The following is a 12,179-nucleotide window of genomic DNA, read 5'->3' on the forward strand; positions in this document are numbered from 1 at the left end:
AAGTGTTTAATTTTATTAAAAAAACAATTTTAAATGCTTATGAGAAAGATTTTCAAAAAGAACATTTCCTTTTTCTTATAAGTATATTTTTTTTAAGAGATTTACTTGAAAGTGCCTTAGAAGGAGATTTTAAAATATTTAGAACACCTTCTCTTTATGATTCCCTTTTATTTACAATTCACCACCTCTTTTTTTATTCCTCACTTTTTTTAATTCTTGTTATTTCTGTTTCATTAATTTTAAAAGAAAAAAAAGAAAAGGTATTAACTCTTTTTACTTATTTTTCCTTTCTCCTTCTTCTTGCACCTTTAATTGATTTTATTTTTGGTGGAGGAAAAATGCTTGCTTATCCCACTTCAATTAAAAACCTTTTAATAAGCCTTTTTAAAGGAGAATTTGAAAGAGAAAACATATCAAAAGGACAAGTCATTGAGGTTTTTATAATTTGTTTTTTTATCTCTATTTATGTTTTCTTTAAAAGTGAAAATATTTTAAAATCTATCTTTTCTTTTGTTTTTTCTTTCTTTATTGTAATAACAGTTGGTGGTATTCCAGGTTACTTTTTAAATTATTTCAGTGAAGGCGGTTATATCTTCGATTACAACTCAAAACAGGGATTATTTTATGCAATATTAACAATTTCTCTTATTCCTTTCATTTTTAAAATAAAAATCAAATATAACGAAATTTTAAGTTTTTCAATATGGGGCTATCTTTCCGCAATTATAAAAATTTTATATTTAAAAACAAAGTATGATATTACGTCTCTTTACTTTCCCTTTGATTACATATCAATAATAATACTTCCTGTTTTTGTTTTAATTGAGAATAAGAAAAATATTTATTACATAACAATTTCTCTTATGACAGTTTTTCTTCTTGGTGAACTTCCCTTTATTTTCTTCACAATTTTTATTTTTTTTGACAATACCTTTTTAAATAAAAAAATTAAAAATTTTATAATGGCAAATCTAATTTTTTTATCAGGTTCTTCAATATTTTTTGGTAATTTTTCTCATCTTATTTATCCTTATCTATATCCCTTTTTATTAACCTTTCTTTTATTTATCAAAAATAATAAGATAAGAGAAATTCTTTTAAATTCTACTTTTTTAATTTTAACATTTTTATTTTCAAATAGAAGCTTCTGGGTATCAAAAGAAAATTTAAAGGAAATTTTTGTCTTAAAAAGTTCTGAAAGGGATATATATCTTTTTGAAAAATACAAGGATATATCGAAAGGTGTAAAAATTTTAAATTTTTTAATCAAAATAAAAAACTATGAAAAAATCCCAGAACTTCTAACAAAATTTAAAAAAGAAAAATCTCCTGGAAACTATTATTTTTACAGAGCTCTTGCTGGTGCTATGTTTAATGAAGATATTTTAGAAGTGGAAAATCTTTCAATAGTTTCACTTATAACTGGAAATCCTCTTGCTTTACCTTTAATTGTAAAAATTTATGAACTAAAAGGAGAATACAAAAAAGCAGAAATTTTTCTAAAAAGAAGTTTGAAACACAACATAAAGTATGAATATAATAGTTTTTAAGGTTCTAATCCTTTAATTTTTCAAGATTTATGATATTTTTAATTATCGCCTCATATATATCCTTAGGTGGGTTCAGATGGGATCCACCTTCAAATTTACCTATGATAAAAGAAGAGTTAACAAAAAAATCAGCAAATGTATATATAGTCCTTTTAAAACCACCGATATACGATTTTTACAAAAATGAAATTGAAAATAATGGTGGAAAAATTCTCCATTATGTTCCTCAAAATGCCTTTGCTGTTAGAATAAAGGAACAATCAGTTATTGAAAATATTAAAAAACTTGAATTTGTTGAGGGAATCTATATATATCAGCCTGCCTTTAAAATATCACCCAATATAGGGAAAAAGATAAAAGTGAAAGGGGAAAAATACGAAAACATATATAAAAACATATTTTATGTTCACTTTTTTGAAGATGTTGATTTTAGTAAAGCAGAAAATTCTTTAAAAAATTACGGAGCCCAAATTATTGAAGAAATTAAATCCTTAAAACATCCTGTTTTTGTAATAAAATATGAAGGTGATATTAAAAATTTAGCCTTTGATGATGATATATTCTGGATTGAGGAAAAAAGACCTTTCTTTAAAATGAATGATAGAACCTACTGGGTAATTCAGAATAATGTTCAAAATACATCACCTATCTGGAACAAAGGAATTCATGGAGAAAATCAGGTGATAAATATAATGGATACAGGTGTTGACACTGCCTCCTGCTTTTTTGGATCTGATAAAATAGTATGGAAGGAAAGTTATACTGGATTTTACACTGATGCCTGTGATTTAGGACATGGAACACATGTTGCAGGAACAGCTTGTGGTTATGATCAGACAAATAATCTAAATCAGTTTAAGGGAATGGCTTACAATGCTAAATTAACTGTCCAATATACAGGAGATAATTTCTTTACCTGCTGGTTAGGAGCTCTTCAGATTCCTGATGACTTATTTACAGCCTTTTCAAATGCTTATAATCACGGAGCAAGAATTTTCTCCAATTCATGGGGAGGTGTTGATACAACAGTTTATACAACATTTGATGAGCAGGTTGATAACTTTATGCACAGTTTTCAGGATGCAATTTGTGTCTTTGCTGCTGGTAATTCAGGAGGTGAGGTCGATCAGGCAACAGGGCAGGTTCTTGATGTTGTCCATTACAGAACAGTTGGACCCCCAGGAGCTGCTAAAAATGTAATAACAGTTGGAGCGACACCTCCACCTCCAAAACATGACATTTCTGCCTTTTATTCAAGTAAAGGACCCGCTTTTGATAACAGAATTAAACCTGATGTAATGGCTCCAGGTGGAGATTGCGGTAATAGTATTTATAATACTGATCCTAACTTATATATAAGATCAGCAGATAATGACACTGTTTCAAATCCAACCTGTGATACAATAGCCTACCCCTTTATGGGAACAAGTATGGCAACTCCTGCAGTTGCAGGTGCGGTTGCCCTTGTAAGGCAATACTTCACTGAAGGATGGTACCCTTCAGGGGTTAAAAATCCTTCTGATGCTTTTATTCCATCAGGTGCACTTTTAAAAGCAATGATAATAGCTTCTGCTGAACAGATGAATGGAACTGATCCAGACCAGATAGATTCAAGGGAGGTTCATCCTATACCGGATTCTTCACAGGGATGGGGAAGAATAAAACTTGAAAACTCTTTATACTTTCAAGGTGATCAGGATAAGCTCTATGTAGATGATAATTCTGAGCTTTCTACAGGAATTTCAAAGTTTTACTATGTAAATGCAAGTGGGGGTAAATTAAAAATTGTTCTGGTATGGACAGATTATCCTGCAACTGCTGGATCCAATTTTGCACTTATCAATAATTTAAATTTAATTGTTCAGGGACCAGGCGGGACTTATTATGGAAACAGATTTTCAAATGGTGAATCTCAAACTGGTGGAACAAAGGATAATATAAATCCAGTTGAAGTATTTTATCTTTCAAATGCACCAGCAGGAACTTATACAGTTCAGGTGGAAGGTGAAAATATCCCACATGGACCGCAAAAGTTTGCACTTGTTATTACAGGAAGATTTTCATCAGTTGGTAAGGATAAGGAAGGTTTAGTTAAAAATTATTATCTAATGAAACCTGTATTTTCTCCAGCTTCAAATTCCTATATAATAAGATTTGGAATTCCCGAAAAGGAAAAAGTAAAACTTTCTCTAATTGACATTTCAGGAAGAGAAATTGCTATCATTAAGGAAGGAATAATGGAAAAGGGTTCTTATAAGATTCTATGGAATTCAAAAGAAATTAAAAAGGGAACTTATTTTATTTATTTGGACACTGAAAGGAGAAAAATAAAGGAGAAATTGTTGAAACTTGATTGACTTTACTATTAAAATTATTTTTAAGGGAGGAATATATGGCTGGACACTCTAAATGGGCACAGATAAAACATAAAAAAGCAAAAGTTGATGCTCAAAGAGGGAAAATTTTTAATAAATTAATAAGGGAAATACAGGTTGCTGCAAAACTTGGTGGAGGGGATCCTGAAAATAATCCAAGGCTCAGACTTGCTATTGAAAAAGCAAGAGAACACAACATGCCCTGGGATAATATAGAAAAGGCAATAAAAAGAGGAACAGGTGAAATAGAAGGCGTAAAATATGAGGAAGTGTATTATGAAGGTTACGGTCCGGGCGGTGTTGCTATATTCATAAAAGCAACCACTGATAATAAAAATAGAACTACTTCAGAAATAAGGCATCTTTTCACAAAATATGGAGGAAACCTTGGAATAACAGGAAGTGTAAAGTGGCAATTTGAAGAAAAAGGAATTATACGGATTAAAAAAGAAAATATAGATGAGGAAAAACTTATTGAAATTGCCCTTGAAGCAGGAGCAGAGGATGTGAAAACAGAAGAAGAATATTTTGAAGTATACACATCACCTTCAGAATTTTTAAATGTAAAAAAGATTCTTAATGAAAAGGGAATAGAAACTGAAGGAGAGGTGAGGCTAATACCGAAAAACCAGGTAAAAGTTCAGGGAAAAGATGCAGAAAAACTTATGGGTCTTTTAAACTCCCTCGAAGAACACGATGATATTCAAGAGGTGGTTGCCAATTTTGAAATGTCTGAAGAAGAATTTTCAAAACTTGTAGGAACAGCATAAGGGAAAAAAGAAAAAAATACTTTATAGGGATTGATCCAGGTCTTAAATATACAGGAGTAGCAATTATTGATGAATATAAAAATATAATAGATTTCAATAAAATTAATTCTGAAAAAATTGTAAAATTGGGAGAAGAAATCGAAAAAATTTTGAAAAAATATAAACCAGAATTAACTGCTATTGAAAAGGTATTTACAAAAATTAATCCAAGAGATGCAATAAAACTGGGAGAATACAAAGGTGTAATAATTTATTTACTTGAAAAAAATAAATTAAGATATATTGAAACTTTATCTTCAAACTGGAAAAAGGCAATAACAGGTTCTGGAAGAGCGAAAAATTATCAGGTTGAATTTATGATAAAAAACCTTCTCAAGGGAAATTTTAAAGAAAAAATTTCAGAACATGAAGTTGATGCCCTTTCCCTTGCTTATTTTGCTCTATCAAGATGTATTACAGAATAAAAGGTAAACTTACCCTTAAAAGAAGTTTTTTCTGTGCCATTGAAGCAGGAGGTATCGAATATGGAATAACAACTCCACTTAAAGTAATGGAGAAATTACCTCAGGAAGGAAGTGAAGTTTCTCTTTATATTTTACCAATAATTTCAGAAGAAAAAATTGAACTCTTTGGATTTTTAGATGAGAGGGAAAAAAATCTTTTTGAAAAACTTATATCAATAACAGGGATAGGTTCAAAAGTTGCTCTTCAGATTCTTTCCCATTATGATTGGGATGAATTTCTTGAAATAATAAAGAGGAATGAGGAAAAAATGATTTCTAAAATAAAAGGTGTTGGGAAAAAAAGAGCAAGTTTAATTTTACTTGAATTTAAAGACTATATCTTTGAGGGGATTAAAGAAGGAATTAATATAGAAGAAGCAATCTCTGCACTAACAAAACTCGGTCTAAAAAGAAGTGAAGCAAAAGAACTCGTATTGAAAAAATTAAAGGAGAAAAAATTTGAAAAAACAGAAGACTTAATCCAGGAAATTTTAAAGGGAGAATGATAAAGGAGAAATAAAAAATAAAGAAGACTTAGAAAGCCTTTTGAAGGAATTCTACAAAATTATTTAAGATTTGATTACAAACCAGAAGATACAGATGAATATAAGGGATGAAATAAAATTATTTAAGGATGAAGAAAAACTTATTAAAAAGGAAGTTATTGAAATTCTATATAAAAATAAAAGTCTTGATTTAATGGCAATGTAACCTGGTACAAACAGCTTCATATATTCCTATACCCGTTTTATTACATAGATTATGGGATTGCTTTGCTCAGTGCAATCAGGTTATGGGGAATGTCTCTTGGTGGAAAAAAAAGAACTTTTTAAAAGCACAGGAATTGAATTCTCTTTAAATGAAAGAAATATTCTTAATTTATCTTATTTCTCTTTTAAGGAGTTCATCTAAACTTATACCCCCTTTTGAACCTTCTCCCCCAAATACTGTTCCTTTTACTCTGTTTTTAAATCTTTTTAAAACAAGTTCATAGGCTTCATCAGAAAGGGGGATATAGCCAACTTCGGATACAAGTTTCTTTGCATTTTTAATATAAAACTCAACAAACTTTTTAACCTCTTCCCTTTCAAGTGATTTTACATTTACATATATAAAAATAGGCCTTGAAAGGGGAAAGTATTTACCTCTTCTTATATTTTCAATTGTGGGATAAACAGGACCTCTACCATCTTCAGGATCAATAGCCACTGCCTTCAGTCTATCTTTATTCTGCTCGTAATAAGCATAACCGAAGAACCCAAGAGCAAGGGGATCACTTGCAACACCTTGAACTAAAACATTATCATCCTCAGAAGCAACATAATCACCCCTTGAAGCACCTTCTTTTCCAACAACAGCCTCTGTAAAATAATCGTATGTACCTGAATCCACACCAGGACCATAAAGGTGAATTTCCTTTTTAGGAAAACTCTCTCTTATTTGTGACCACATTTTTATTTTGTCCTGAGCAGCAGGTTCCCAGAGTTTTTTAAGTTCACTTACTTTAAGTTCGTTGCAGAAATTGTTTGAAGGATTAACAACAACTGTAAGTCCATCGTAGGCAATTGGTAATTCAATAAACTCTATACCACTTTTTTTTGCAATTTCATATTCAATTTCCTTTATTGGTCTTGAAGCATTATTTATATCTGTTTCATTCCTTAAAAATTTTTTAAAACCACCACCTGTTCCTGAAATTCCCACAACCACCTTTATATCCTTATAAACTTTCTGAAATTCCTCTGCTACAGCTTCTGTTATAGGAAATACTGTTGAGGAACCATCTACACGAACTATCTTTTGAGAGATTAGAGCTTTTGCACATAAAGCTATTATTAATGAATTTTTTATAAAGTGTTTCATATAAACTCCTTTTTGTTTTTGGATTTGAACCTTATTTATAAGATAAAAGGGAAATATTAAAAAATCATTAAATTTAGGTTAAAAAACTGTTAATTTAAAAAATTCATTCAACAAGACTCTCAATCCTATTTTCCCCAAATAGTTCATTAATTTCATCAAAAAACTCTTCCTTAAAAGAAACTTTAAAAACCATTGACTTATAAATTCTCCTTTTCTCTCCTGTATCAAGAGATAAATAAAGATCAAATTTTCCCTTAAATTTATTTACTATTTCCTTTAACCTTTTAATTTTTTCTTCATCAAGTTCTTTTAAATTTAATTTTATTAGTATTCCCTTCAATTTTTTAGAAATTGCTTCCTTTAAAGGCATAATTTCTCTTGCAAATATTTTTGAAGAACCCTTAACAACATCTCCTTCAACATAAAAAGGAGCAAGTTTATCAAGGTATTTTTCAATTTTATTCTTCAATTCATCAAATATAACAACTTGAAAAGAACCTTCAAAATCCTCAAGATGCAGAATATAATAATTTCTTTTCCCATCAATATTAATTTTTGACTCCACTTTGCTCAAAACCCCACACATTCTTACATTTCTAAGTTCTATCTCCTCCTCTTCCTGTATATCAATTGATGAGTGGGTTGAAAGAATCTCTGCAAATTCTGAATAGGGTTCAAGAGGGTGGTTTTTAAAATACATGTTTAAAACCTCCTTTTCCCACTCCATAACTCTTATAACATCTTTCTCTTCCTGAATTTCCTCCACTTTATTTGTAAAAAGTGAGGGAACTGATTTTTTAACAAGTTTATTTTCAAAAATATTCATCAATTTTTCTCTATCTGGATCAAAAATATCAAAAGCACCAGCTTTAATCAATGCTTCTATAACTTTTTTGGTAACCTTTTTTGAAGAAGCCCTTCTAACAAAATCCTCAAAAGAGGTAAATGGTTTTTGTCGTCTTAATTCTATAATATGCTCACAGGCATTAACTCCTACATTTTTAATCCCTAAAAGCCCGTATCTTAATTTATTTTCCCCCTGAACTTTAAAGAATTTATCAGAATTTAAAATACAGACAGGTAATATTTCTATACCATCCCTCTTTGCGGTTTGAACAAAGTAAGAAACTTTCTCAATTTTATTTATTTCACTGTTTAAAACAGAGGCATAAAATTCTGTTTTATAATTTGCCTTGAGGTATGCTGTTATATAAGAAAGAAGTGCATAACCTGTAGAATGAGACTTATTAAAAGCATACTTTGCAAAGGAATGTATTTTTAAAACAATATCCTTTGCCATATCTTCAGGAATACCTCTTTCTACCATACCACTTACAAATTCCCTCATTATACTTTCACTCATTAGCTCTTCCTTCTTCTTACCCATAGCCTTTCTTAAAATATCAGCTTTAGCAAAGGAAAAACCTGCAAGCTCATGGGCTATAAGCATAACTTGTTCCTGATATACAATGAGACCAAAGGTCTCCTTTAAAATTTTCTCAAGTTTTTCATGGGGATAACTCAAAGGAACAAGTCCTTTTTTCCTCCTTACATATTCTTCAGTTGCTCCTGCCTCAATTGGTCCGGGTCTATAAAGTGAAAGAATTGCAATTAAATCCTTAAATTCATCTGGTTTTAATCTTTTAAGAAGTTCCCTCATCCCCCTTGATTCCAGCTGAAAAACTCCCTGAGTTTTACCTTTTGATAGAATTTCAAAAGTTTTTTTATCATCAAGAGGCAAATTGTAAGGATCTATCTCAATCCCTTTATCTTTTAAAAGCTTACATGTATCTTCAATTACAGTTAAAGTTCTCAAGCCTAATATATCTATTTTTAAAAGTCCAACAGCTTCAAGAGAATTCATTTCATACTGGGAACAGATGGTTCCTTTTGAATCCATATAAAGAGGCACATAATCAGTTATTTCAGATGGTGCAACAACAACTCCTGCTGCATGAACTGATGCATGTCTTGCAAGTCCCTCTGCTTTTTTTGCATACTCATATATCTTCCTGTAATCTTCATTCTCATCAACAAGTTTCTTAAAAACCGGATTTTCCGAATATGATTCTTCTAAAGTTCCCTCAATACATTCTCTTGCAAGTTTATCAACAAAGGAATATTCATAACCTAATACTCTACCCATATCCCTTATTGCCTGTCTTGCCTTCATTCTCCCGAAAGTTATAATCTGGGATACATTTCTTTCTCCGTATTTTTTTCTTATATAGGATAAGACTTCATCTCTCCTTTCATCACCAAAATCTATATCCACATCAGGCGGAGATATTCTTTCAGGGTTTAAAAATCTCTCAAAAAGAAGATCATATTTTAATGGATCAATCCTCGTAACACCAAGTGAATAAAGAACAAGTGAAGAAACTGCTGAACCCCTGCCAGGACCAACAGGTATTCCTTCCCTTTTTGCGAAATCAACTATGTCCTTTATGATCAGGAAATAACCTTCAAAGTTTAATTTTTGTATTATTGAAAGTTCCTTTTCTAACCTTTCAATATACTTCTTTTTTATATCACCCTTAAAAATTTCTTCAAGCCCTTTATAACTTAAATATTTTAAATATTCAAAATTACTATCAAACTGATGTGGTATTTCAATTTTTGGTAGATAAAAATTTTCGTTGAGCTTCAAATCAATATCAACCATTTCTTCTACTTTTCTTGTATTTAAAACTGCCCTTTCATCATAACTGAAAATTTGCTTCATTTCCTTTTCACTTTTAAAATAAACTTCCTTTGTTTTAAATCTGAATCTTTCCTTATCCTTCAATGTCTTCCCTGTTTGAAGTGCAAGAATTGCTTCATGAAATTCATAATCTTCTTTATCAAGATAATGAACATCATTTGTAGCTATATACAAGAGGTCATATTTTTTGGCAAATTCGTAAAGGACCTTATTTACAATTATGTTTTCTTCCATATTTAGATCCATAAGTTCAATAATACAATTTTCTTTTCCGAATATTTCCATGTATATTTTTAGAAGATCTTCTGCCTCTTTTATCTTACCCTGTAATATTAGCTGTGGTAGTTCTCCTTTAATACAACCTGTCAGAAAGAAAAGTCCTTCAGAATTATCTTTAAGAACTTCCCTATCAATTCTTGGCTTATAATAAAATCCTTCAAGATATCCTATTGAAGATAGTTTCATTAAATTCTTATATCCCTTTAAATTTTTGGCAATTAAGGTTATGTGATTATAAGGATCATAACCTCCTGAAACCACCTTTTCCTTTCGTGATTTTGCTATATAAAGCTCAGCCCCGATTATTGGTTTTATGCCCCTTTCTTTAGCTTTTTTGTAAAACTCTATAACACCAAATAAAGCACCATGGTCTGTTATGGCACAGGCAGGCATCTTCTCTACAACACACTTATCAAGAAGCTTATCAATGGGAATTATCCCGTCAAGAAGGGAATACTCCGTATGAAGATGTAAATGAACAAAATCGCTCATTATTTTTAGCTTTTTTTATATTTTATAATATTTTAACTCTTCTACCCTCTATCTTCAACCTTCCCTCTGCATAAAGCTTAATTGCTTCAGAATAAATCTTATGTTCTTCCTTAAGGATTCTCTCAGCAAGGGCTTCAGGTGTATCATCTTCAAGCACAGGAACACATCTCTGGAGTATAATCGGACCCCCATCAACTGTCTCATCCACAAAATGAACAGTGCATCCTGCAACCTTTACTCCATACTCTAAGGCCTTTTTTTGAGCATTTAACCCTTTAAAAGCAGGAAGAAGGGAAGGATGTATATTCATTATTCTATTTCTAAACTCCCTTAAAAGTGCTCCTTTTAAAATCCTCATAAATCCTGCAAGAATTAAAAGTTCAACACCTTCTTCTTTCAGAATCCTTGCATACTCTTCTTCCTTCTCTGGGTCAAGGGTATGTTTTCTTTCTCCCGGATAAACATACAAAGCCTTTACACCGTATTCTCTTGCAATTTTTAATACAGGTGCATCCGGATTATCAGAAATTAATATTTTCATTTCACAGGGAAGATAACCAGTTTTAATATTTTTCAAAATAGCCTCTACATTGGAACCCCTACCTGAAGCAAGGGCTCCTATTTTTAAAAGCTTCATTTTACCTCAAAAAGATTTGCTAAATCTGGCTCAGTAAAAATAAATCCTGAATTTTTTAAAATTCTTACAATAGTTAAATAATTTAAATCACTAACTTCTTCAGTTTTTTTATATCTTGGAAGTTTTAATTCATAGTTTTCTAAATCTTCTTTAAGGAAATCAGCATCAAGATATTGAACACAGTAAGCAATATATAAATTCTTTGCCTCGTCAGGATTATTTTTTATGTAATCAACAGATTCATCCCATATTACTTTAAATCTCTCATATGCTCTCCTGTTATACGCAAGGGTTACCTTTGAACACAAAACACTTCCAATAACTGAACCCTCCCCAAAAAATTCCTTGAAAACATCATCAATTAAAACTTTTACATTTCTTTTCAGGAAAAATAACCTGTAAGGTTCGTAAACAAGAGCTAAACCCTCTATAATCTGAGGAAAAACTGTTTGATATTCAAAGATATTGGAAATATTTAAACCAAAGTTTTCAGAAAGTTTTTTCCCAATAAACTTTCCCTCCATTCTCTGTGAAGGATAATAAAATAAAGAATTCTTTATGTCCTTAATTTCCTTCAATTTTCCAAAACCAAAAAGGGAAGCATATACAAAATCTTCATTATCCTCAACATCCGAAATGATTTTATAGTTTTCAATCTCCTCCTTTTGCCTTATAAAGAAATCAATTGGCGAATAACCTACAACTATATCCACCTTACCCCTTTTTAATTCATCTATAACTTCCGGTAAAGAAGTCTTTATAATTTCAGCATCCACTTTTTCCTTTTCAAAAAATCCTTTTTCCTTTGCAACAAAAACCGGAAAACTAGCAGGAGAAGGGTAAAAGGCAATTTTTGTTTTAACAATTTTACCCTGTTGTATTTTAGGATACTGTATTATGTAAATCAGAATTAGAACAAGCACAATGTTTAAAATATAAAATAGTTTTTTCATATTAGGGATTTTCTTAAAGGAATAGAACCTATTTTTTTGATTTTAAATTATTT

9 protein-coding genes are annotated in these 12,179 nt (G+C 30.6%); 5 read left to right on the forward strand and 4 right to left on the reverse strand.

Translation table 11 applies throughout. The features are described from left to right. Window positions 1-2: 2 nt before the first annotated feature. The 5 genes from ABIN17_02515 to ruvA are packed head-to-tail and all read left to right on the forward strand — an operon-like array spanning window position 3 to window position 5,704. Window positions 3-1,550 (forward strand): hypothetical protein, encoded by a 1,548-nt coding sequence (locus ABIN17_02515; protein ID MEO0283929.1) that lies wholly within the window; start codon window positions 3-5, stop codon window positions 1,548-1,550. A 29-nt stretch (window positions 1,551-1,579) separates the two neighbouring features. Further along, window positions 1,580-3,907, forward strand: coding sequence for a S8 family serine peptidase (locus ABIN17_02520; protein ID MEO0283930.1), 2,328 nt, complete (start codon window positions 1,580-1,582; stop codon window positions 3,905-3,907). A gap of 35 nt (window positions 3,908-3,942) precedes the next feature. After that, window positions 3,943-4,695 carry a YebC/PmpR family DNA-binding transcriptional regulator gene (locus ABIN17_02525; protein MEO0283931.1) on the forward strand — a complete coding sequence of 251 codons (753 nt, stop codon included), beginning with the start codon at window positions 3,943-3,945 and terminating at the stop codon, window positions 4,693-4,695. A 29-nt stretch (window positions 4,696-4,724) separates the two neighbouring features. Beyond that, the gene (locus ABIN17_02530) at window positions 4,725-5,159 is read left to right on the forward strand and encodes a crossover junction endodeoxyribonuclease RuvC (protein MEO0283932.1); all 435 of its coding nucleotides are present in this window, start codon (window positions 4,725-4,727) and stop codon (window positions 5,157-5,159) included. Further along, the gene (gene ruvA / locus ABIN17_02535) at window positions 5,144-5,704 is read left to right on the forward strand and encodes a Holliday junction branch migration protein RuvA (GenBank protein MEO0283933.1); all 561 of its coding nucleotides are present in this window, start codon (window positions 5,144-5,146) and stop codon (window positions 5,702-5,704) included. Before ABIN17_02530 ends, ruvA begins: the two co-directional genes overlap by 16 nt. A 373-nt stretch (window positions 5,705-6,077) precedes the next feature. On the opposite strand, the gene ABIN17_02540 is transcribed toward ruvA, so the two are convergent. The 4 genes from ABIN17_02540 to ABIN17_02555 all read right to left on the reverse strand — a co-directional run bounded on the left by ABIN17_02540 (window position 6,078) and on the right by ABIN17_02555 (window position 12,126). Next, window positions 6,078-7,061 (reverse strand): PstS family phosphate ABC transporter substrate-binding protein, encoded by a 984-nt coding sequence (locus tag ABIN17_02540; protein ID MEO0283934.1) that lies wholly within the window; start codon window positions 7,059-7,061, stop codon window positions 6,078-6,080. A gap of 103 nt (window positions 7,062-7,164) precedes the next feature. Next, the gene (dnaE, locus tag ABIN17_02545) at window positions 7,165-10,536 is read right to left on the reverse strand and encodes a DNA polymerase III subunit alpha (GenBank protein MEO0283935.1); all 3,372 of its coding nucleotides are present in this window, start codon (window positions 10,534-10,536) and stop codon (window positions 7,165-7,167) included. Window positions 10,537-10,558: 22 nt separating this feature from the next. Then, on the reverse strand, window positions 10,559-11,173 hold the full coding sequence (purN, locus tag ABIN17_02550) for a phosphoribosylglycinamide formyltransferase (protein MEO0283936.1): 615 nt from the start codon (window positions 11,171-11,173) through the stop codon (window positions 10,559-10,561). Next, on the reverse strand, window positions 11,170-12,126 hold the full coding sequence (locus tag ABIN17_02555; GenBank protein ID MEO0283937.1) for an ABC transporter substrate-binding protein: 957 nt from the start codon (window positions 12,124-12,126) through the stop codon (window positions 11,170-11,172). Before ABIN17_02555 ends, purN begins: the two co-directional genes overlap by 4 nt. Between the last annotated feature and the right edge of the window lie 53 nt (window positions 12,127-12,179).

It is taken from the genome of candidate division WOR-3 bacterium (assembly GCA_039803925.1).
Lineage (GTDB): Bacteria > Hydrothermota > Hydrothermia > Hydrothermales > JAJRUZ01 > JBCNVI01.

Excerpts from the sequence above, each read along its gene's own strand:
- ABIN17_02555 (MEO0283937.1), bottom strand. The coding sequence starts at position 12,126 with ATGAAAAAACTATTTTATATTTTAAACATTGTGCTTGTTCTAATTCTG.
- ruvA (MEO0283933.1), top strand. The coding sequence starts at position 5,144 with ATGTATTACAGAATAAAAGGTAAACTTACCCTTAAAAGAAGTTTTTTC.
- ABIN17_02525 (MEO0283931.1), top strand. The coding sequence starts at position 3,943 with ATGGCTGGACACTCTAAATGGGCACAGATAAAACATAAAAAAGCAAAA.
- ABIN17_02520 (MEO0283930.1), top strand. The coding sequence starts at position 1,580 with ATGATATTTTTAATTATCGCCTCATATATATCCTTAGGTGGGTTCAGA.
- purN (MEO0283936.1), bottom strand. The coding sequence starts at position 11,173 with ATGAAGCTTTTAAAAATAGGAGCCCTTGCTTCAGGTAGGGGTTCCAAT.
- ABIN17_02540 (MEO0283934.1), bottom strand. The coding sequence starts at position 7,061 with ATGAAACACTTTATAAAAAATTCATTAATAATAGCTTTATGTGCAAAA.
- dnaE (MEO0283935.1), bottom strand. The coding sequence starts at position 10,536 with ATGAGCGATTTTGTTCATTTACATCTTCATACGGAGTATTCCCTTCTT.